The 20780-nt window shown below is 62.2% G+C and carries 19 protein-coding genes; 1 reads left to right on the top strand and 18 read right to left on the bottom strand.

Annotation, left to right across the window (positions count from 1 at the left end):
* Nucleotides 1-24: 24 nt before the first annotated feature.
* From ACIQC5_RS20745 to ACIQC5_RS20675, 15 genes are all read right to left on the bottom strand, one after another.
* A complete protein-coding gene (locus ACIQC5_RS20745; RefSeq protein WP_400286810.1) occupies nucleotides 25-768 on the bottom strand; it encodes an SDR family oxidoreductase in 744 nt (247 codons plus the stop codon).
* Between the two features lie 19 nt (nucleotides 769-787).
* Nucleotides 788-1780 carry a VOC family protein gene (locus ACIQC5_RS20740; RefSeq protein WP_400286807.1) on the bottom strand — a complete coding sequence of 331 codons (993 nt, stop codon included), beginning with the start codon at nucleotides 1778-1780 and terminating at the stop codon, nucleotides 788-790.
* A 43-nt stretch (nucleotides 1781-1823) separates the two neighbouring features.
* Nucleotides 1824-2888 carry a PDR/VanB family oxidoreductase gene (locus ACIQC5_RS20735; protein WP_400286805.1) on the bottom strand — a complete coding sequence of 355 codons (1065 nt, stop codon included), beginning with the start codon at nucleotides 2886-2888 and terminating at the stop codon, nucleotides 1824-1826.
* Between the two features lie 6 nt (nucleotides 2889-2894).
* Nucleotides 2895-3239, bottom strand: coding sequence for a RidA family protein (locus ACIQC5_RS20730; protein WP_400286802.1), 345 nt, complete (start codon nucleotides 3237-3239; stop codon nucleotides 2895-2897).
* A 404-nt stretch (nucleotides 3240-3643) separates the two neighbouring features.
* Nucleotides 3644-4828: an XdhC family protein gene (locus tag ACIQC5_RS20725; protein ID WP_400286800.1), complete on the bottom strand. Its 1185-nt coding sequence runs from the start codon at nucleotides 4826-4828 to the stop codon at nucleotides 3644-3646.
* A gap of 5 nt (nucleotides 4829-4833) precedes the next feature.
* Nucleotides 4834-7170 (bottom strand): xanthine dehydrogenase family protein molybdopterin-binding subunit, encoded by a 2337-nt coding sequence (locus tag ACIQC5_RS20720; protein ID WP_400286797.1) that lies wholly within the window; start codon nucleotides 7168-7170, stop codon nucleotides 4834-4836.
* A complete protein-coding gene (locus ACIQC5_RS20715; RefSeq protein WP_400286794.1) occupies nucleotides 7167-7709 on the bottom strand; it encodes a (2Fe-2S)-binding protein in 543 nt (180 codons plus the stop codon). Before ACIQC5_RS20715 ends, ACIQC5_RS20720 begins: the two co-directional genes overlap by 4 nt.
* 10 nt (nucleotides 7710-7719) lie before the next feature.
* Nucleotides 7720-8589 carry an FAD binding domain-containing protein gene (locus ACIQC5_RS20710; RefSeq protein WP_400286791.1) on the bottom strand — a complete coding sequence of 290 codons (870 nt, stop codon included), beginning with the start codon at nucleotides 8587-8589 and terminating at the stop codon, nucleotides 7720-7722.
* 201 nt (nucleotides 8590-8790) lie between these two features.
* Nucleotides 8791-9645 (bottom strand): TauD/TfdA dioxygenase family protein, encoded by an 855-nt coding sequence (locus tag ACIQC5_RS20705; RefSeq protein WP_400286788.1) that lies wholly within the window; start codon nucleotides 9643-9645, stop codon nucleotides 8791-8793.
* Nucleotides 9646-9669: 24 nt separating this feature from the next.
* Nucleotides 9670-11037 (bottom strand): MFS transporter, encoded by a 1368-nt coding sequence (locus ACIQC5_RS20700; protein WP_400286785.1) that lies wholly within the window; start codon nucleotides 11035-11037, stop codon nucleotides 9670-9672.
* Nucleotides 11038-11335: 298 nt separating this feature from the next.
* Nucleotides 11336-11722 (bottom strand): DUF1304 domain-containing protein, encoded by a 387-nt coding sequence (locus tag ACIQC5_RS20695; RefSeq protein WP_400286782.1) that lies wholly within the window; start codon nucleotides 11720-11722, stop codon nucleotides 11336-11338.
* Between the two features lie 72 nt (nucleotides 11723-11794).
* Entirely contained in the window at nucleotides 11795-12502 is a 708-nt protein-coding gene (locus ACIQC5_RS20690; protein ID WP_400286779.1) for a YoaK family protein, read from the bottom strand.
* 4 nt (nucleotides 12503-12506) lie between these two features.
* Entirely contained in the window at nucleotides 12507-14132 is a 1626-nt protein-coding gene (locus tag ACIQC5_RS20685) for a gamma-glutamyltransferase family protein (RefSeq protein ID WP_400286776.1), read from the bottom strand.
* Nucleotides 14129-14872 carry a FadR/GntR family transcriptional regulator gene (locus ACIQC5_RS20680; RefSeq protein ID WP_400286773.1) on the bottom strand — a complete coding sequence of 248 codons (744 nt, stop codon included), beginning with the start codon at nucleotides 14870-14872 and terminating at the stop codon, nucleotides 14129-14131. The genes ACIQC5_RS20685 and ACIQC5_RS20680 overlap by 4 nt, the downstream gene beginning before the upstream one ends.
* Before the next feature lie 70 nt (nucleotides 14873-14942).
* On the bottom strand, nucleotides 14943-15437 hold the full coding sequence (locus ACIQC5_RS20675) for a RidA family protein (RefSeq protein WP_400286770.1): 495 nt from the start codon (nucleotides 15435-15437) through the stop codon (nucleotides 14943-14945).
* A gap of 260 nt (nucleotides 15438-15697) precedes the next feature.
* Here ACIQC5_RS20675 and ACIQC5_RS20670 point away from each other — a divergent pair, with 260 nt between their 5' ends.
* On the top strand, nucleotides 15698-17326 hold the full coding sequence (locus ACIQC5_RS20670; RefSeq protein ID WP_400286767.1) for a purine-cytosine permease family protein: 1629 nt from the start codon (nucleotides 15698-15700) through the stop codon (nucleotides 17324-17326).
* Between the two features lie 62 nt (nucleotides 17327-17388).
* Here ACIQC5_RS20670 and ACIQC5_RS20665 read toward each other — a convergent pair whose 3' ends face one another.
* From ACIQC5_RS20665 to ACIQC5_RS20655, 3 genes are all read right to left on the bottom strand, one after another.
* Nucleotides 17389-18264, bottom strand: a complete 876-nt coding sequence (locus tag ACIQC5_RS20665) for a class II fructose-bisphosphate aldolase (protein WP_400286764.1) — start codon at nucleotides 18262-18264, stop codon at nucleotides 17389-17391.
* Nucleotides 18264-19730 carry a GntP family transporter gene (locus ACIQC5_RS20660; protein WP_400286761.1) on the bottom strand — a complete coding sequence of 489 codons (1467 nt, stop codon included), beginning with the start codon at nucleotides 19728-19730 and terminating at the stop codon, nucleotides 18264-18266. The genes ACIQC5_RS20665 and ACIQC5_RS20660 overlap by 1 nt, the downstream gene beginning before the upstream one ends.
* Nucleotides 19731-19834: 104 nt before the next feature.
* Entirely contained in the window at nucleotides 19835-20737 is a 903-nt protein-coding gene (locus ACIQC5_RS20655; protein ID WP_400286758.1) for an NAD(P)-dependent oxidoreductase, read from the bottom strand.
* Nucleotides 20738-20780: the final 43 nt, after the last annotated feature.

Here is a 20780-nt window from a genome sequence, read left to right as displayed (position 1 = left end):
CTCCCTCTTCAGTCGCATCGCTGTTCAGTGCCCCATGACAAAGCCGCCGTCAACCACGATGGTCTGGCCCGTGATGAACGCTGCGGCATCGGAAATCAGGAATTCGACAACACCGGAGACGTCCCCGGGCTCCTGGTCCCGGGCCAGCGCCCGGTTGTCCGCATAGAGCCTGTAGCGGGAGGCAGGTACTGACTCTGTGGCTTCCACACGGGTTAAGCCCGGCGCCACGGCGTTGACTCGAATTCCGGATGCGCCGGCATCGCGGGCCATGCTACGGGTCATTGCCAGAACCGCGCCCTTTGACCCGACGTAGTGGACAAGCCGCGGCGAACCGTAGAGGGCCGCATCGGATGCGATGTTGACGATCGAACCAGCCTGCTTTTGCGCCATTTGGGGATAGAGGTGTTTGCTGACGAGCCAGGTTCCGAATGCATTGACAGTCATCACCTGTTTGAAGAAGTCTTCGTCCAGTTCCCAGAACGTGTCTCCACCCACACCGTTGGCCATGGCGGCATTATTGACCAGCGCATCCGCGCCGCCGAGCATCTCGACCGCACGCGCGAGTGCCGCGACAGAGGCGCTGTCCGCAATATCGGTGACAACCGCCGTCGCGTCAAACCCCCGCCCCCGAAGCGTTGCAGCGGCGTTGTGGGCCAAGTCCGCATTCTTCTCGGCAATGACGACGCGGTCCCCGCAGGTTGCGAGCCGTTCGGCTATATCGAAGCCAAGTCCCCGGCCGGATCCAGTCACTACCACCAGGCGTGTCATGCGATTCTCTTCCAGGCGTCTAGGCACCGATTTTTTCTGAGGCAGAGGGTACCGGCACCGTGAAGTAGTCATCACGTCCGGGCACTACGAGCGACCGGTAGCCACTGTCCGGAATGCCGGCCATGGCGCCGCGGACTGCTGCGGTGGGCGGACCGGCGATCCCCCACTGATCGGACAGCTCCGGAGTCCTCTCCCACGTGCGGCAGAGCCAACTATCCTCGTCTACCTGGGCCACTTCCGAGGTGTACTCACAGACCAGCCCGGCAGGGTCGGTGAAGTAGGAGAAGGTGTTGTCGCCGGGACCGTGCCGGCCTGGACCCCATTGCGGAGCGATGTTGTGCCGCTTCAGGTTCCCGATGCCTCGCATGAAATGATCGATGCTCTGCATTTCGTAGGCAACGTGATTCACCGATGTCCACGGGGCCTGGTTGAACGCGATGACATGGTGCTCGCGGTTGCATCGGAGGAAGGCCATTTGATGCTCCGACCAGTCGGAGATCCGCATTCCCAGCACTTGCGTGTAGAAGGCCGTGGCGCGGTCAATATCAATGGTATTGAGCACCACATGGGCGATCTTGCGCGGAATGGCGCGTCGGCCGGCAGGCTCCTGGCTGACAACGGCATGGACGTTGGCCGACAATTCCACCAACCGGCCCTCCGGGTCGACGAGCTGCAGGCCGTAGCCGCCGGCAGCATCGTCCAAGGGGCCGGGTTCGCGGAAGAGCGGAATCCCCAATGCGACAAGGCTGCTTGCAGCACGATCCACATCCTGCGGAGTCGCGACGGCGAAGGAGACGCCGCCGAGGGCATTGTGCTCGCCCTTTTCCAGCTTCAGGATGTGGTGCTCCGAGCCGGTCCCACGGAGCCAGAACCTGTCCGTGTCTTCCTCCACAGTGGAAAGCCCCCAGACTTCCTGGTAGAAGTCCTTCGTTGGCAGGGAGTCGGGGACCTTCAGGGATACGGAGCGCAGTGATCGCAGATTACAGACTGGCTCAGATGCAAAGTAGTTCATGGGAAGAACCTTTAGTCGGGTGGTGGCTCGGATGGTGGATGTCCTAGAGATCCAAAATCAGTTCCGCGGACTTGCAGCGTGAGACGCAGACGAACATTGATTTATTCTCCGTCCGCTCGGCCGGGGTGAGCAGGAAGTCGCGGTGCTCAACTTCGCCCTTGATGACACGGGTTTCGCAGGTTCCGCATATGCCTTCGGCGCATGAGCTGGGGACGTCCACGCCGGCGTCGTTCAGGGCATCCAGCACGGACACATCCGGCGCCACCGGGATCCGCTGGCCGGTGCTCTGGCAAATGACGTCGAACCCGGCATTGGCCTGCTCTGGTCCCGGGAGAACGTCCGGCGCCTTGAACCGCTCGATCCTCAGCTGTGACTCGTCGTTCATAGCGCGCGCCACGGCTTGCATAAGCGTCTCTGGACCGCAGGCATAAACCAGCGCCTGGGCGGGCAACGCGCCGACTGCAGCGGCAAGGTCCGCGTAATTTCCCTGCGCTTCATCGCGGGCGTGGATAGTGATCCTGTCCTGAGGGAGCGTGGCGATTTCGGACAAGAAGGCCATGGTGGACCGGGACCGTCCTGTGTACAGAAGGGACCAGTCGGCACCGGCGGCCTGCAGGCGCCGCACCATGGAGATAATTGGCGTGATGCCGATTCCGCCTGCCACCAGCGCGTACTGTTCGGCGTCGTCGAGCGTGAAGTTGTTGCGCGGGCCCTCCACCTTGATGAGCGCTCCAACCGGCAACTGGTCATGGATCAACTTGCTGCCACCACGGGAATCGGACGTGCGCAGGACGGCCACGGTCCAGCTTGTGGAGTCTTCGGGGGCTGAACACAGTGAGTATTCGCGGGTCAGGCCATTGGGCAGGTGCAGGCTCAGGTGGGCTCCGGGAAGCCACTGCGGGAGCGCCTCACCGCCAGGGTCAACAAAAGTAACGCTGGCTATGCCGTCAGCTTCCCAGGTCTTTTGCTGAACCCTGAGATGACGCACCGCCGTCTCGATGGTTCCCTGCCCATTCTGGCGCCCCGGGCTGGCGACGGGTGGCGCAACGTCCGCATGCCCCAGATCGTCAGGGGCCAGCGGGCCACGGTTCTGAATCTCGACACTCATCAGGACTCAATGACGCCGGTGCGCGATTGCTTCGATTTCCACTGTTGCCCCATAGGGCAATGCGGCGACCTCAACAAAGGAGCGCGCCGGGCGGGGATCGTCGAAAAGCAACTCGTATTGGCTGTTCGCCTCATCCCGCAACGTCACGTCCGTCACGAAGTAGGTGGTTTTGATGACGTCCCGCAGGGTCATGCCGACCGTCCCAAGACGCTCCGAGAGCCGCGCCACTGCGGCTTCCAGAGCTTCCATGCGACCGGCCACAGCAGTACCGCTTTCGTCCACCGACAATGCGCCGGAAACAAAGCCAAATCCCCCGGCCGCGTAGGCGGGGCTGTAGGGGTGAGCGCTCATTTACTTACCTTTCGACGTGCAAATTTTGGATGGCGACTGGACCGGTTACTGCCGGCAGCCTTGGGAAGGGGTACGCCTGAAGGATCGACGGAAGGAGTCAACGCAAGATTCGCGCTCCAAGATCTACCCTCAATCGAGGCGCTAACGCCGCTACGCCGCGGTGCGCTCCCCGACCTGCCGTCCGTACTCATCTTCAGCTTCCGTCCAACTCGTTCAATGACTTACGCATCCGCTGCGAGCTGGTTCTCGGCCCGGCTTCCGGTCAGCATTGTGATCTACGCCATAGTCAAAGAATATCAGTAATAAGATGCTTTAGGTCAAGACTTTTATTCTGCTGGGCTTCGGCCGCCGCCGGGGTTACCGTCGCAGCCCGCCAGCTTGTGCCCGACGGGAAAACGGACGTCTTACGTGCAGATCACGTCGCGGCTGCGTGCGAGTGGCTGACGGCGGGCAGGCTCCCCCGGCAATGCACTTCGGTGGATGGGATCAGTAGTTTGGCTCAGAGGCAGGCCCGAGGACCGCCCCTTGGCAGCGATCACCTCCGACATGATCGAAACCGCCGTTTCCGCGGCTGTCCCAGCCGAAAGATCCAATCCAATCGGGGATCGGAGCGATGCCAAGGTATCGGCGGTATGGCCCAAGCTCATGAGCCTGTCCCGGCGGTCACGGGCCGTTCGGCGCGAGCCCATGGCGCCTATGTAGTCGAATCCGTGCCTCAGCGCGACATCGAGGACCGGAATATCGAACTTGGCATCATGCGTCAGCACGCAGATGACGGAATCCCGGGCAAGTTTTCCTTGGGCGATTTCCTGCCGCAGGTAACGGTCGGGCTGATCAACCACAATCTCGTGCGCGGCAGGGATCCGTTGGGCTGTCGCAAAGACAGCCCGGGCATCGCAGACAGTGACGTGAAAGCCAAGAAATGACCCTAGATGGGCGAGGGAGGCGGAGAAATCGATGGCCCCGAAGATCACCAACCGTCGGGGTGGGCGGTAGACATCGATCAGCAGCGACACGAACGCTTCGGTATCGGTCGACGGCAGGGTCACCGGCAGCGTAGTTTCTGAAGCAATGGCTTTCTGCACCGCGTCCCTGGCGGCGCCCACACTGGCCGGCGAAACGACCCCGCCGTCGAACAGCTTGCTGACGTCCGCATCCTGCAGCACGAGTTCCGATCGGCCAACAAGGTCAGGTGGTCCGTCGAAAACAGTGACCATGGCGCACGGCAAATTTTCTCTCAAGGCCTGCTGCAGTGCGACGAAATCCGGGCACGAGGCCGGTGCGTACGGTTGGATGAAAATCTCAATAGTGCCACCGCACGTCAGTCCGATGCTCAGACCGTCGTCGTCTGTAATGCCAAAGCGATGGAGCTCGGGCACGCCGGTGGCCAGGACGTCGGCCGCAGACTCCAGCACACTTGCCTCTACGCACCCACCCGAAACAGAACCGGTGGGCGTGCCGTCGTCACTGATCACCATGGACGTTCCCACAGCCCGCGGCGCAGAGCCTTCTGTGCGGACCACGGTAGCCAATGCCATCCGGTGGTCGCCCTGCATCGCCTGTTCCAGCACCTCCATGACGTCCCGCATTCCCGTCAGCCCTGCTGCTTGCGGTCTTGCGCGGCGCACAGAGCGTTGTAGACACGTTCCGGCGTCATCGGCAATGTAGTGAGCTGGGCCCCGGTAGCGTCGGCGATGGCTTGGGCAATCGCCGGAGCAATCGGCAGCATGCCACCCTCGCCCATGCCTTTGGCCCCGAACGGCCCCGCGCCATGGCCCTGCTCCTGGGTAATGGAGGAAAACCTCCGTGGGAGGTCCTCGGCCAGCGGCACACGATAAAGGAGCGCCTCACCGTTCAGCAGCTCACCGCCGTCGTACCGCAATTCCTCAAAGAGGGCTTGCGCCAGTCCGAAGACCGCCGCCCCCTCATCTTGACCGCGGCAGCCCAGCTTGTTCACCACCTTGCCGGCGTCACCGCTGACCACCAGCTGCAACAGCTCCACTTTTCCGGTTTCCGGGTCGACGGCCACTTCGGCGGCGGCCCAGCCAATCTCCCAGAACACGCATGGTGCCTCCAGCGGTGCACGGGGAGAGGAACGGACCTTGAAGTATCCGTCAGCTGTGAACTCGAAACCCGTTCCGCCAAAACTGTGCATGACAAGCGGCGAAAGCTCATGGATTCTGTCGTCAGCGTCAATGATTTGCCAGTTGACCAGGCGGATCGATTCGCGGTCCACCTCCAAGTGCTCGGCTGCGAAATCCAACACGGAAGACCTGACGCGTTCTGCGGCCTGGAGGACTGCCTGTCCCATGACTGCGACGCCGGAGGACGCATTCGTCCCCTGGTCAAACGGGGTGTTGTCGGTATCAATCGGCGCATACCTCACCCGCTGCGGATCACAGGCAAGCACCTCCGCGACAATTTGGCAGAGGGCCGAGTGTCCTCCTTGTCCCATCTCCGTCAGCCCGCAATTCAGAACAACATCACCCTTGGCAGTCACCTTGACCCGCGCTTGAGCGGGTTTGTTGACTCCCCCGCCATCTTTCAGGCCGATCGCAACACCCATGCCGCGGTTACCGGAACGGTCGCGGTTCCGGTAACCGATTGCATCCGCTACGAGATTCAGGCCCAGTTTGAGGTCCGAATCGATGGGCGTTTCCCCGGGAACGAAATCCTCGCCCAGCTCCTTCATGTTCTTAAGACGAAGCTCAAACGGATCCAAGCCCAGCCGATCGGCAATAAGGTCCACTTGACGCTCGCTGGCCCAGGTAGCCTGGGTTGCGCCGAAACCACGGAATGCACCGGCCGGCACCGTGTTGGTGATGACCGATTGACAGACTGAATCGATCCGTTTCCAACGGTAGGCTCCCGGCATCCGGTATCCAGCCTTTTCGGCAACGAGTGGGCTGGCGTCCGCATAAGCGCCGCCGTTGAGCAGCACGCGTGACTGGCGCGCGACAAACTCCCCGTCTGCCTTCACCCCGGACTTCACCGTGAGGATGGCGTCATGCTGGCTCAATGTCAGGAATACTTCCTCTGTTGCCATGCTGTAGCGAACCGGTCGACCACCGGACAGTTGTGAGAGCCGAATGGCAATCGCTTCGGTTTTGGGACCATTCTTGGCGCCAAACCCCCCGCCCAACAGCGGCACGTTCACGCGGATGCGGTTCTCAGCCAGTCCGAAAATCCTCGCCAGTTCCTGGCGCATCGGGAACGGACTTTGCGTGGAGGTCCACACCTCGATTTCCTCGGCCGTGGCCTCGGCAACTGTCGCAAACGGCTCCAGGTGCATGTGATTCATACGGGAGAAGGTAAAAGTGTCCTCGAAAATGTGGTCGCATTCGGACCAGATACTTTCCGGTCCCGTTTGGTATCGGAATTCATAGCTCACATTGTGGCCACTGAGAGCCGCCCCCGAGGCACCATCGCCGTAGCTGGGGAAGGCCGCGAACGGCGCTTCGGGAAATATCAGCGGAGCAGACGGATCCATTGCTGTTTGTGGGTCGAAGACAGCCCGGAGTGGTTCGTAGGTGACTCGAATCAGATCCAAAGCTGCGAAGGCCGTGCGTTCATCCACGGCTGCGACCGCCGCGACGACGTCGCCGACGTAGCGGACCGCGTCGGTAGCCACAATTGGTTGATCTTTGACGAATGTTCCGTAGTAGTTCAGTCCCTGAATATCGTCGCGCGTGACGACGGCGGCGACTCCTTTGAGCGATCGCGCCGCCGACGCATCGATGGACAGGATCCGGGCGTGCGCATGCGGGCTGCGCAACACCTTGGCATGGAGCATTCCAGGCCTTTCGATGTCCACGGTGTAGACGGCGCGGCCGGTGACTTTTGCTGTGGCGTCGAGCCTGGGGAGGTTGCGTCCAACGATCGGTTCATCAGCGATTGCGTCGGGGGTGGACGGACTGACGGCTTGGGTCATCGGGACTCCTCACCAGGCTGCTCGTCCCGGGTCAATTCGGCTGCACGTTCCACGGATTCCAGAATCATCTCGTAGCCCGTACACCGGCAGGTGTTCGAACTTATCCATTCGCGGATCTCTTCCCGGCCCGGCTGCGGGTTGACCCTCAGCAGCCCCGTGGTCAGCATCAGCATGCCGGACGTGCAAAAGCCACATTGGAAGCCTCCGCACTCCCGGAATGCGCGCTGCTGGGCGCTCAGTGTGCCGTCTTGTGCGGCCAAACCCTCAACTGTTTCAACGCGGGTGCCATCAATATCGAAAGCAAACGTAGAGCAGGCCGCTACGGGAAGGTCATCCACCAGCACGGTGCAAGCGCCGCAGACGCTCCGCTCACATGAACTGCGAACGCCGCGTTTACCGAAGCTGTTTCGGAGCAGGTCCAGGACCGTGGTGCTCGTCGGGACCGCACGTTTTTCCAAGGTTCCGTTCAGCTCAAATTCAAGGTCAACAGTGAACTGTTCTTCGCCGGCGGCTCGGGGGTTTCGTGACTCGAGGCTCATGGTCGGGTCCTCATTTCTGTTGATTTCCGGCCGCACTGACAAGGAGGCGACGGCTGAGTACGCCTACCAAGTGGCGCCTGTAGTGGAGGGTTCCTGTGAAATCTCCGGCACTGTCCGGGAGCTGGGCCGCGAGCGCAGCGCCCACGGAGTCTGCATCCAACTCGGCAAGGGTAGCTACCTTGGCAGTGTGAGACAGCACGAAGGGCTGCCGATATTCACTCCCGCAGACAGCTGTGATGACGAGGCCCGACTCAGGATGCTCACGGACGGCGAGCGCCACGGTGGTCAGCGGGCGCATGGAGCGCTCGTAGCCGAACGACAGCAGGTTGCCGGTGTCTACGGTCGCAGCGGTCAGAATGCCGGGAATCGCGGCGTCGGAATCCCACAGGGATGGCACGGACAGTGTCGCGACGTGATCACTGCCCTGGAAAAGCATCTGCGCATTCAGAGACGAGAGAATGATGGGTAGCTCGTACCGGAAGCGGCGTGCCAGGAGGTTGCCCCCGAGAGTACCGCGGTAGCGGATTCGAACGGTGGCGATTGACCCCCAGGCCGCTGCCAGCGCGGGCAGTGACGAACGGATTTCAGGGCTCGTGCTGCCGCCGTGGTGCGTAACCATGGAGCCGATTCGCAAGACCCCGTCCTCGTGGGAGACGAAGCGCAGTTCCTCGACGTGCTGCAGGGAGATCAGGACTTCCGGTTCACACCCCTCGCGAAACTGAGCCACAAGATCCGAGCAGCCTGCAGCAATCACGGCCTCCGGATGCTGATGAGTGAGAGCCACCGCTTCCGCCAAGGATGTTGGCCGATACAGGGCAAATGGTGGCAGGGCGGACTGGTTCTGGGCGATCAGCCCTGCCCCCAATTTTTGGGCACGCAATAGTCGGCCTTTCCTTCGCTGTGACTGGTCGCGGAGTCCGCTGCACGGGCCGTGCCATGGAAACGAACCCGTTCAGCTCTCCCGCTAATCAACACAAAGTGTCTGAATCCTAAGTTTCATGAGTGTGTCATGCACCGGCCCCACCCGAACAGCATGCTGGGCGACCACAGTCTGGCCGCCCAGCATGCGCCGGATCAGGCATTAGGCCGGACGGTCGCCCCTGAGCGTCACACGGTGCATGAGCCTGTAGTGCGGGTGGTAGTCGCCCACAGCATAGTGTTGCGTCGATCGGTTATCCCAGATCACCAGGGAGTTCGGCTCCCACCGGAACCGGACTTGGTATTCCGGGGTCTTGGCGAGGCTTGTAAGCATGGTCCGCAGCGAATCACTCAGTTGGGTGGGAACTCCCGAGATGCGGGACGTGAACAACTCGTTGACGTAGACCAGTTTGCGGCCCGTCTCCGGATGCTTGCGCACGACCGGGTGGGTCATGGGTGGATACTTGCGGCGGGTTTCCTCGTACCGTGCCTCGCCATCCTCACCTTGGCGGACCACTCCCGTGAGTTCCTTTTCCCAGTCATGCACCGCTTCAAGCCCGTCGATGACGTTCTTTATCGATTCCGGCAGCGCATCGTACGCCGCCGTCATGCTGGCCCACAGCGTATCGCCGCCACAAGGCGGGATTTGCTGGGCGTGGAGGCAAGTAGCCGAGTTCGGAGTCGCCTGCCATGTCAGATCGGAGTGCCAGACGTCGGTTCCCGCAGCACGCCCACGGGACTCCAGCACCTCAATGTGCGGGTTTCCGGGGAGTGACGGGAAGAACGCACTGACTTCCTGGGGGTCACCAAACACCTTGGCGAATCGGATCTGATCATCCGGGCCGATGCGTTGATCGCGAAGAAACAATACCTCGTATTGCAGGAAGGCCGTGCGTAGTTCGTCCTGGCACTCAGGCGTGATCTCTTCGCGAAGATCCAACCCGTGGATAAAGGCACCGATGGTAGGCGTTGCCTGTTCCACGGTGAATGTTTTGAACTGGGACTCATTGCTGCTCATAGTGGTTCCTTTCTCGTAAACCGTCTATCTCTTGCCTGAGGTTGTGGGGGTCGTCCCGTGGGGCGCGCCATCCTCCACCGCATGGGTACGGCCATCGTTTTGCGACGCTTTTCTCCGATTCATCCTTCCGAGCAGAAGGACACACACAATCGACACCGCTCCGGCGACAAAGACGTACAGCGACGTAGAGGTCGAGGAGTTCGTTGCGGTGAGTAACAACCCTGCGATGAGGGGCGCTATGGCACTGCCGAAGAGGTTCCCGAGCGTGGTGGCCAGTGAAAGCCCGCTGTAGCGGACTCGCGCGTCAAAGGCATCGGAGAAGTATGCGGGCTGAAGGGCCCACGGGATGTACACGGCTATGGTTGCGACGACATAGCAGACGGCGATCATGCCATAAACGCCCGAACCGAGTGCCCAGTAGAGGGGGAAGGCCACCGCGCCAATGAGCGCAAGGCCTACCAAATAGATCCGTTGACGGCCGAACCTGTCCGCGAGCAGACCGGCGATGGGAGTGACCACGAATCCAACTGCGGAGGTGACAATCACCAGAATCAGCATGGAATTTTGAGTAAAACCTCCGTCCTTCTGCGTGTAAACAAAGTTGTACACAGTGAGGAGGTAGAAGAAGATCCCGGGCGACAGACTTGCGCCCGCTACAAGCAGGACCTGCTTCGGGTGCGTACGAAGAACCTCGACGATCGGGATGCGCACGACGGCGTGGGCATCCTTGACCCGAGCGAACTCCGGACTCTCGGCAACCCGGGCCCGGATGATGAGGCCAGTGATCACAAGGACCGCACTGAGCAGGAACGGAACACGCCAGCCCCAGGCCAGGAAGTCGTCGGCCGGCATGGCATCCAGCGGAATATAGACGGTCATGGCCAGGATCAGGCCAACAGCCACACCCGCTTGCGGCCAACTGCCGAAGAATCCACGGCGGCCTTCCGGAGAGTGTTCCGTGGCCATGAGGACGGCGCCACCCCATTCCCCGCCGAGTGCGAATCCTTGCGTCAGGCGCAGTGTTACCAGCAGCGCCGGGGCGAAGAAGCCGATACTGGCATACGTCGGCAGCAGACCGATCAATACGGTGGCGACGCCCATGATCAGGATCGTCACAACCATCATCGGTTTACGGCCGATCCTGTCACCAAAGTGGCCGAACACGACGGCCCCGACGGGTCGAGCGACGAAACCGGCGGCGAACGTCGAAAAAGCAAGCAAAGTTCCGGTCGCGGGATCGAAGCCGGGGAAGAAGTGTTGAGAGAAAACGAGCACCGCAGCGGTGCTGTAGATAAAGAAGTCGTACCACTCGATGGTTGTGCCGATGATGCTCGCTAAGGCGACCTGCCGTGGCGAACCTGCGCCCACTGGTCGTGCGACTGCACCACTCATATTGTGCCTCCCGGCTAATTGGCAAACGTAGGGTCACGCGGCGCGTGAACCTTGGCGGATCATGATGCGCTGGCCAGCTGATTTCTGAAAAGTTCTGTAGGGGACGTCCAGATACTTCAGTAGTAATTATCTTATCGCTGAGATTGTTTGTGCGCAAGGTCACATCTGATGCGATTTTTGGGTATCCGCATGGGGAGCACCTGGCTCTGGAGGGTACGCCGAATCACCGGCAACAACGCGGGGTCACTTGGGGCCCATGTTGAGTGTTCAAAGGGGCCGCAAGTGACCCCGCGTTGCTTTAAAGGACAGCCAGCAGGCCAAGCACGACGGCGAGCAGCGGCGTCGTGCCTTGGAGAACAGCGGCGCGGAGGTACTTTTTGCCGCTCGCGGCGAGGACAAGTGCCGCCAGGAGCATGGAACCACAGCAGCTGAAGACAAGGGTCCACCCCACCTGCGGGGCGCCCATGGCCACTGCGATGATGCCTGTCAATGCGCCGACGGCCAGGAAGAGGTTGTAGAAACCCTGGTTGTAAGCAAGCGGCTTAGTGGTTTCGGCGTCAGCCTGCGAGGTGAGGCTAAACCGTTTCCACGTAGCTGGCTTGGTCCACGTGATGGACTCCATGATGAAGATGTAGACGTGCAGCAACGCCGCAATCAGGGCGAAAATCAGGGAGGCCAGGATCATGGTCTGATCCTAGCCTCCCCATGATCTCGCGCAGGTGTCAGGAGCCGGGCAACTCCAGCGTGGCGCCGGCAGTCAGGCAGACACGAGCGTCTGGGCGTCCTCGGTTACCCTCCTTGATGGATGTTGAATCACCGTAAATGCCAAGGCCACGCTGATCAGGACTATCGCCGGGACAAGCATCGCGCACCACAAACCGATCTGCAGCAGGAGAGCGCCGCACACGGCACCCAGGAACATGGACGCGACGGCCGCAAACCTGCGCATGGTGGCCGCCGTCGTGGCGCCGCCCCAAAAGCGCCCGGCTTCGCTGAACAGCAGGGACAGCGTGGACGTAATAACTACGGTGGAAACGTCGGGGACGCCAACTCTGCGAGCCACAAGGGCTTGGAAACCCATCAGGATCCCGATTGCGAGGGTCACGGCGTGGATAAGGAAATCGTTGATCGGGAGGAATGCCAGCACACCCGTGACCGCCAGCATTCCACATGCCGCAGTCCAGAAAACCGGAACCAGCGACGCGTCGCGTCCGCCAGCATAGGGAACGCGCCGCAGGATCAACCCGAGAACCCAGGAACCAGCTGCGAAACCCCCGAGTGCTGACAATGGCCCCAGAAGTGGAGCGTGTTCCGACCCCGCGATGGAGAGGCCGATCAGGATGACGTTTCCGGTCATGTTTGCTCCGAAGACACGGTCCATCCCCAGATAGGTTGCGGCATCCAGGGTCCCGGTGCCGAAACTCAGGGCGATCATGAGCCAGAACGATAGGCGTGGATGAAGCACGCGCCTACTTCCCGTCGCTCGTCGGGCCCTGCGACGCATCCGACAGTCCATCGGAGCGCGGATCAGAACCAACAGCGAAGGCGCCTGGCACTTCTGCCTGCCGAACCACCTGGAGGTGCCCTGCGGCGTCGTCCAATGCTTCCAGCTCTTTCGTGTGGAAGCCGGCGTCGAGAAGGCTCAGGAGGGTCGCCGTCGAGACCCCTCGCTCCACCGAAATCGTGGTGGCGTCGTCGGGCGCGGCAGCTCCTGCTTCCATCTGTCCGACGATCCAACGTGGTCGGGCCGTTGCCTCGTCCGGAGACATACCCAAGGCAAGGTTCAGGGCCAAGTGCGTATGGACCTGAGGTTGGGCCCGCCCTCCCATGGTGCCGTGAGCCCCGATGAGTTGACTGTCCCGACGGACGAGCACCGGCATCAGGGTGTGGGCTGGCTTCCGTCCCGGGGCGAGCTCATTCGCGGCACCAGGCGTGAGGCTGAAGGATGCCCCGCGGTTATGCAGCAGAACGCCCGTTCCCGGATCCAGCACACAGGATCCGAAAGCATGGAAGGCGCTTTGGATGAGGGAGACCCAGTTGCCGTCGGAGTCGGCGGTGACGATCGCTACTGTGTCACCGGTTCGCCGGCCGTATGCGCGGCCGTGGGAAGCAACAGATTCCTTGCCTGCGATGGCGCCGAGGGCCAATGCCTCGGCAGACTTCGCGGACAGCAGTCCAGCGACGGGGATTTCGGTGTGTTCCGGGTCGCCCAGGTAGCGGTCGCGGTCCTTCGCGGCAGCCGCCAGCACGGAGGCCACAATGCCGGCCTCGGCGCCATCCGGGTCAGGAATGTGGCCAAGTTCCTGGGCTACAACGTTGAGAGCGGCCAAACCTTGAAGGAAGAAGGTGCCTTGGCTGTTGCCGGCCGCACTGAGGTATTCAGTGCCCGCGAACATCACTGAGACTGGCGTTTCGACCGTGGCCTCGTAGGCTGCGAAGTCATCCAAGGTGAGGTCGCCGCCTTGCCCGCGGAGGGTCTCCACGATGCTCCGTCCGACGGAACCGCGGTAAAACACGTCGGTCCCGTGCTCCGCAATGGCAGCGAGGGATTCTGCCAGACGATCCAGCTTCAGGGTCTCGCCTTCACGCAGGAGTGCTCCATCCCGGAAGAAGACCTCGCGGCATCCCGGGTCTTGGACCAGGAGATGCTCTTCCCGAATGAGGTCCCGGGCGACCCCGGGAGCCACTGGCACTCCGGCTGCGGCGGCTGAAGCCGCGGGAAGGAGCGCGCCGGAAAGAGGCAACAGGCCCCAGGTCTCAGCGAGAACCTGCCAGGCGCCAAGGAGCCCGGGCACGGTGACGCTTTTGGCGCCGGATACAGGGACGAACCCGTCTGCCCCTGCGTAGTCGGCGGGGTTCAACAACTGGGCAGATCGTCCGCTGCCGTTGACCACTGTGACGTTCCCGTTGCGGGTTCCCACCATGGCGATGGCGTCACCGCCGATAGTGCATTGATTCGGATAGACCACCGTAAGCATTGCTGCTGCAGCGAGTGCTGCGTCCACGGCATTGCCGCCATTGGCGAATGCTGTATGGGCTGCGGCCGTCGCAGCTGAGTGTGGCGTTGCGGCCGCGCCGGTGAATTTCTGGCTCATGGCTTATTGTGCTTTCTGCTTAATGAATCCGGGTCCCAGGTGTCGATGCCGATGGCATTCGCAACCTCATGAATGTGCCCGGACATGGCCTCACGTGCGTCATCAGCCTGATGTCCACGGATGGCCTCGTAGATTTTCCGATGCGCAGCAACGGACTTTTCGATTCGTGTCATGGTCTGGTGCGCGGTCTCCCTGGAAGGCGCCATCCATTCGTTGGCGACATCGAGGAGCCTGACCAGCATGGGGTTCTGGGTGAGTTTGGCGACACCCGCGTGGAACTCGACGTCGAGCCTCACCAAGAGCTGCATGGACGGCTCGACCCGGCGGAGTTCCGCCTCGGCCAATTCCAGTGGATGGAGCAGTGCCCCCAATTCAGTGGCCCGCGCCCGAAGTGCGGCGCGCTCCGCCATGGGGGGTTCTATCACGGCGCGCAGATCCATGACTTCCCGAAGCATCCTTTGGGACGATTCCATCGATCCGAGCATCCCCGCGTGAAGTTCGGGACGGGTTTGTGCTTCGACGATGGTTCCACGGCCGGGTTTCCGGCTGATGAGCCCCCGAAGTTCGAGTTCACGCAGAGCTTCCCGCACTGATGTCCGCGATATTCCTGCAGTCTCTGCGAGCTCGCGTTCATTGGGAAGTTTGTCGCCCGCGCTGAGCTCACCGTTGGTGATCATGCGGATCAGCTTTTCGCTCAATTGCTCCGAAAGAGGACCGCTGGCTACTGAAATGCTGCTCAAGGACGACACGTCTAACCTCCGCTGAATTTGGTTCGACAAACCTACCAGCCGGTTGGGGCCGGCGAGTGCCTTACTCCAGGATTTCCACCGTTACCCAGTTTTCAAAGCAGCTGCCGCCAGCCAGGCTCATGACACCGATAGTGGCTCTTCCACCAAGGCCCACCTCGGGTCCGAACACCTCAACAAAGAGATCAGTGGCACCCGAGGACACCTTGTGGACCTCGGTGAAATCCATGGTGGACGTCACGAAGCACAGAGACCGGATGATCCCTTTGACCCGGTCCAGGGAACCCAGAGCCAGCCGGATTCCGCCGAGGCAGTTCAGTGCGGTCAAACGGGCGGCTTCGTAGCCTTCCTCCACAGTCAGGTTGGCACCAAGCCGCCCTGGGTAGCGGACAGTGCCGTCGCTTTTGTCCGGTGTGTGGCCACTCAGGTACAGGACGTTGCCCACAATATGGTGGGGCTTCATGCTCCCGTAGGTGTCGGCACCGTAGTAGCCGTCAACGGCGAAATCTGGAATCTCCAGACCCAATTCACGTACGCGGTCTTCATAGCTCGTAGCCAAAGTCTTGCTCCTAGTCTGTCCTGCCGCGCCACGGCAGTTAGTCCAATGGTCCAACCAAGTTGCTATGACACTAGTCACTCGGGAGGTCACCGTCAAGACAAAACTAAAAAATGAACGTTATTCATAAAAAACTGTTGACTTCGGTCTGAAGGTCGGACAAACTCCAGTTATGGGCGATTCGCCGCCGCCCTGCCAACCAAGTGATTACCCCCCCAACGGCCGGCCCCTGAACCGGCACATCACTTGCAAAGGAACCCGTTATGTCCACTCTGGACCGCTCACTGGACCCGCTCCACGTCAGCTATGCCGACGACCCCCGTGTTGTAAAGGAAGCCGCAACCGAGGACTACACCACCCACGTTGTTCCGCTTTCATGGCGCAGCAGCAAGAAGTCACTCTCCATGTCCTGGTACTCGTTGGTCAGCGGCATGTTCTATCTGGTCACCGCCGCAACACTGGCCGCAGTCGTCGGAACCGTGGACACGCTGATCGGCATTGTCCTGGCTTGCGTCGCGTTCGGCGCTCTTGGCTACATCTTCTCCGGCTACGCCGCCAAGACCGGCCTGACCGTCGCCCTCATATCGCAACGCCTGTTCGGTGCGTCGGGATCCATCGTGGCGCCGCTCATTCTGGCCGCAACGTCCATCTACTACGCGGTGTTCGAAAGCTCCATGATCGCCCATGCGTTCTCCGCCTCCATCGGCGGCCTGGATATCCGTGTTTGGTATGCGATCGCTGTCGCCATGAACCTTCCGCTGGTCATGGGTGGGATCCGGCGCTGGATGGACAAGTACAACGCAGCGCTGCTGCCCGTTTATTGGGGCGGCCTTATTCTGGTCATCATTCTTGCTGCTACGCGACTGGACACGTCCGCGTGGTTGGCCCATACGCCCCAGCAGGCTGCAAGTCTGGCTGCCCCAGGCTGGCTCTACGCCTTCTTCATTTACCTGGGCGTACTGGTTCTCATGATGTTCACCATGGACTTTGCCCGCTTCGGCAAACCCCGCGACACCAAGATCAACGGAATCGCGACGTTCGGGCCAGTGTTCTACGTCTTCGTCTACCTGGCCAACGGCCTGATTGGCATCTTCATCGCCTACGCCGCCGGTTTGGCCGGAGGTATTTCGTCCACCGCAATCGTGGACTTCATCATCACCCTTTTGGGCGGTTGGGGACTGTTCCTGGTGTGGGTGACCCAAGCCCGCATCAATACCGCGAACTTCTACGTCGCCTCAACCAACATGGAAGCACTCTGGACGCGCCTCTTCCGCACCAGGCTCCCGCGCGTTTGGGCCGTGCTGCTCTGCGGCGCCATCACCTACGTCTTCATGCTCACTGACGTCCTCAGTTACTTGCTTGTTGCGTTGGCATGGCAGGGCGCGTTCATTGCCTCCTGGGTCAGTATCATGCTGGTTCACATCATCTTCAGTACTGCCGGCGACAAGAACGGCTTGCCCGAATTCCGTCCGGGACGCCTGGCGCGGTTCACCTTGGGTGCTTGGGTCTGGATTGGAAGCTCAGTGCTGGGGGCGCTCTTCTACCAATTCGGTGGCACGTTCGGAGCCACCTGGTCAACACCGCTCACCTTCGCGCTTGGTGCCGTGCTGTACGCCGCGGCCTTCAAAGCACAATCGCGGACAGCCCTGCTCCGCCGGGCCAACGATCCCCGCGATGAGGTGGACGACATCTGGGAGGCCCGCATCCGCTGCCATGCGTGCGACCACAGCTACATCGCCGTCGAGATGGACCGGGACCCGAGTCACGCATCACAGGCAGCCATCTGCACTGCCTGCGCCGGGCTCAGCAAGAGCTACCTCGAGGCCTGCAGGACGGAGCACGCTCGCGGCGCCGTTGCAGCGGTCGATTCGCATCGGCAAACCGTCCAGTAAATTGCCGTAGGAAGGTCCGACGACGGCGGGACGTCCCGCCGTCGTCGACCTATGCCCGGGTGTCAGGCGCCGAGCAAAGCCAGCGTGGCACCAGCGAAAGTCGCCGCAGAGCCGTTCCAACGAGCCAACAGGCCCTGGAGGTTCTCGCCGTCAGCCCGGTGCGCCGCGGTTTCAGCCTCCAGCGTGGACAGGATTCCCGTCCGCAGCTCGGTGTTGAAGTTCACCTTGCCAACATTCATGGACGGAGCCTTCGCGAGCTGGTCGGCGGGGATGCCGGAGGCGCCGTGAAGCACCAGCGGGACCTCGGTGCGCGAAGCAACGTCCTGCAGCACATCCCAGCGGATGGTGGGCTCACCCTTGTACTTGCCGTGCACGTTCCCCACCGCAACTGCGAGCAGTTGTGCTCCGGTCCGCGCAACGAACTCGGCCACCTGCGCAGGATCAGTGAGACCGGCGACTGAAGTACCGGCGTCGTGCGCTGAATCTTCGGCGCCGAAAGCCTTGTCCTCGTCGCCCGCGAGGCCGCCAAGTTCCGCCTCGATCACGACGTCGGAGAAACCGTCGTCGTCCAGCGCCGCACGGACTTCGCGGACCAGGGCGATGTTGTCCTCAAACGCCAACGACGAACCATCGGCGAGGACCGCATCCGCACCGGCGGCCACGGACTCACGGATGACCAGCAGGTCAGAGGCGTGGTCGAGCTGGACCGAAACCGGGACGCTTGCGTCATCGGCCAACCCGCGCAGGGCTGCAATGAGGCGCAGCCCGTTCGGAGTGGACGCCGTCTTCGGCGCGACGAGCAGGATGACCCCGAGCCTGGCTTCCTCTGCCGCCGAAACGACAGCAAGCGCGGTGGTGAAGTCATAGCAAGTAAACGCTGGAACAGCGGAGCCGACGGCAAGAGCCGAGGTGACAAGCTGATCGAGTTTGGTGCGCATTAGTGGGCCAGGCCTCCCACCAGGATCCACGCCACGTAGGTCAGCGCGAAGCCGGCCAAGCCCAGGATGGTGGTGAGGACGGTCCAGGTCTTGAGGCCGTCGGAAACGGTGAGGCCGTAGTAGCGGACCACGGTCCAGAAGCCGGCGTCCGTCACGTGGGACAGGCCGAGCGAACCAAAGCCGATGGCGATGACAATCACGGCGATCTGGGCCGGCGAGTAGCCGCCTTCCATGACCGCAGAGGTGAGCAGGCCCGTCGTCGTGACGATTGCGACGGTGGCCGAACCCTGCGCGGCACGCAACGCCAAGGAGATGATGAAGCCGAGCACGATCACCGGCAGGCCCAGGCTGTCCAGCGTGTGGGACAGGGCGGCGCCGATTCCGGAGGTGCGCAGGACCTCACCGAACACGCCACCAGCTGCAACCACCATGAGGATGGACGCGATGGGAGGCAAGGCGCCTTCGAAGATCTCGCCGGTTTCCTTGAGGGACCAGTTGCGGCGGACCGCCAGCAGGAAGAAGGAGAGGGCCACGGCGACGAGGAGGGCGAAGAACGGATTGCCGATGAACGCAGCCACGCCGTACCAGTAGTTGTCCTTGGCGATGGTGAGCGTGCCAACCGTGCCGAGGAGGATCTGGACAATCGGAGCGGCGATCAGGAACATGATCAGTCCGGGACGCGGAGGGGCGATAGCGCGGGCGCCGGGACCGTCGTGGCCAACGTGGACCAAGGAATCGGAACCGAATTCATCCACCTGCGCCTTAACACCGGGGAGCAGTTCGTATTCTTTGCGGTTCATGATGCTGGCAACCCAGTAGGACAGGAAACCGAGCGGCACGCAGATGATCAGCGAGATCAGGGTGATGAGTCCAATGTCGGCGCCGAAGACGCCGGCACCTGCCACGATGCCCGGGTGCGGCGGGACGGCAACATGGATGGAGAGCATGATGCCGGCCATGGGCAGGCCGAACTTGATGGGGTGAACGTTGGCGATCTTCGCGAACGCGTAGACAATCGGGACGAGGACGATGACGCCGACCTCGAAGAACACGGGGATCGCCACGAGGAAGCCGACGGCAGTCAACGCAATGGCAACGCGCTTGGCGCCGAGCTTCTCAGTGAAGTGGGTGGCCAGCGACTGCACGCCGCCGGACACCTCAATCATGCGGCCAAGAATGGCTCCAAGGGCGATCAGCAATGCGACCTTGCCCATGGTGCTGCCGACGCCGGTGGACACCACGGTGAAGATGTCCTTGAGCGGGATCTGCGCGGCAACGCCCACCAGGATGCTGACGGCCAGAAGGGCTACAAAGGCCTGGATCTTGAAGCGGATGATCAGCACCAGCAGCAGGGCGATGCCAGCTGCGGCGATGGTCAGCAGAAGGGGTGTTCCCAGCTCCACTGCGGGCTTGATGGCGGGGGCATCGGCCGCCCGGACCATCAGCGTGTTGACGAGGGGGTTCATTGGGGGTGTCTCCTTTGACATACCAGTCTAGAGAAGACCGGCGGGAGGTGGCGACGACGGCGAAGGGGGGACCGCCGTCGTCGCGCGTTCTTATGGGGGTTGGGTTAGTTGGTGCGCTTGGTGGGCGCGACAACCTTGATGACGGCGGAATCGTCGGCGGCGGCGAGGCCCTGGGCCTGACCGAGAAGGTAGAGCTGCTCTGCAGCGGCAGCAACAGGTGCGGCGAGACCAGCGGCGCGGGTGGCCTTGCCCACGATGCCCATGTCTTTGACAAAGATGTCCAGGCGGCTGAGGACCTCTGCGCCTTCTTCGGAGTAAGCCTCCAGGATGCGGGGCCCGCGGTTGGACAGCATGAAGGAACCGGCAGCGCCGGCTTCCAGTGCGGCGAGCGTCTTGGCCTGGTCCAGTCCGAGGGCGTCGGCAAGGGCCATGGCCTCGGCAGCAGCGGCAATGTGCACGCCGCACAGCAGCTGGTTGACGGTCTTGAGTGCCTGGCCGTCGCCGGGCTTGTCGCCGACGATGCTCAGGGTGGAGGCCAGCAGCTCAAGCGCGGGGCGGGCCTTCTCGAGTGCCTCAGGCTCGGCACCAACGACGATGAGCAGATCGCCTTCACCGGCACGCTTCGGGCCGCCGGACAGAGGAGCGTCAACGAGCGCGACGCCGTATTCAGCAAGCTTTTCGACCGTAGCCGGAATGGCTTCGGTGCCGACGGTGCTGCCGAGGATCACGACGGCGCCCGGCTTCAGAACCGAGGCCACGCCGTTCTCACCGAAGAGGACATCGTTGAGCTGTTCGCCGTTGCGGACGGCCAGGAGCAGCGCGTCGGCGCCGTCAGAAGCTTCGCGGGCGGAGGCGAAGGTCTTGATGCCGGCTGCTGCGGCAAGCTCCAGGCGGGGCTCGGCGATGTCGAAGCCGTGGACTGTCAGTTCGGATGCGAGGCGGGTGGCCATGGGCAGGCCCATGGCGCCGAGCCCCAGGACTGTGACGGTGTAGTTGCTGCTGGTCATGGTGTTCTCCGATAAGTAGGGGCCACGCTTGCCGGGTTCCCTG

It is taken from the genome of Paenarthrobacter sp. NPDC092416, assembly GCF_044755025.1.
Taxonomy (GTDB): Bacteria; Actinomycetota; Actinomycetes; order Actinomycetales; family Micrococcaceae; genus Arthrobacter.
Note: the sequence above shows the minus strand (reverse complement) of the source record. Positions and strands in the feature narration are given on the sequence as shown.

Excerpts from the sequence above, each read along its gene's own strand:
- ACIQC5_RS20745 (WP_400286810.1), bottom strand. The coding sequence starts at position 768 with ATGACACGCCTGGTGGTAGTGACTGGATCCGGCCGGGGACTTGGCTTC.
- ACIQC5_RS20740 (WP_400286807.1), bottom strand. The coding sequence starts at position 1,780 with ATGAACTACTTTGCATCTGAGCCAGTCTGTAATCTGCGATCACTGCGC.
- ACIQC5_RS20735 (WP_400286805.1), bottom strand. The coding sequence starts at position 2,888 with ATGAGTGTCGAGATTCAGAACCGTGGCCCGCTGGCCCCTGACGATCTG.
- ACIQC5_RS20730 (WP_400286802.1), bottom strand. The coding sequence starts at position 3,239 with ATGAGCGCTCACCCCTACAGCCCCGCCTACGCGGCCGGGGGATTTGGC.
- ACIQC5_RS20725 (WP_400286800.1), bottom strand. The coding sequence starts at position 4,828 with ATGCGGGACGTCATGGAGGTGCTGGAACAGGCGATGCAGGGCGACCAC.
- ACIQC5_RS20720 (WP_400286797.1), bottom strand. The coding sequence starts at position 7,170 with ATGACCCAAGCCGTCAGTCCGTCCACCCCCGACGCAATCGCTGATGAA.
- ACIQC5_RS20715 (WP_400286794.1), bottom strand. The coding sequence starts at position 7,709 with ATGAGCCTCGAGTCACGAAACCCCCGAGCCGCCGGCGAAGAACAGTTC.
- ACIQC5_RS20705 (WP_400286788.1), bottom strand. The coding sequence starts at position 9,645 with ATGAGCAGCAATGAGTCCCAGTTCAAAACATTCACCGTGGAACAGGCA.
- ACIQC5_RS20700 (WP_400286785.1), bottom strand. The coding sequence starts at position 11,037 with ATGAGTGGTGCAGTCGCACGACCAGTGGGCGCAGGTTCGCCACGGCAG.
- ACIQC5_RS20695 (WP_400286782.1), bottom strand. The coding sequence starts at position 11,722 with ATGATCCTGGCCTCCCTGATTTTCGCCCTGATTGCGGCGTTGCTGCAC.
- ACIQC5_RS20685 (WP_400286776.1), bottom strand. The coding sequence starts at position 14,132 with ATGAGCCAGAAATTCACCGGCGCGGCCGCAACGCCACACTCAGCTGCG.
- ACIQC5_RS20670 (WP_400286767.1), top strand. The coding sequence starts at position 15,698 with ATGTCCACTCTGGACCGCTCACTGGACCCGCTCCACGTCAGCTATGCC.
- ACIQC5_RS20665 (WP_400286764.1), bottom strand. The coding sequence starts at position 18,264 with ATGCGCACCAAACTCGATCAGCTTGTCACCTCGGCTCTTGCCGTCGGC.
- ACIQC5_RS20660 (WP_400286761.1), bottom strand. The coding sequence starts at position 19,730 with ATGAACCCCCTCGTCAACACGCTGATGGTCCGGGCGGCCGATGCCCCC.
- ACIQC5_RS20655 (WP_400286758.1), bottom strand. The coding sequence starts at position 20,737 with ATGACCAGCAGCAACTACACCGTCACAGTCCTGGGGCTCGGCGCCATG.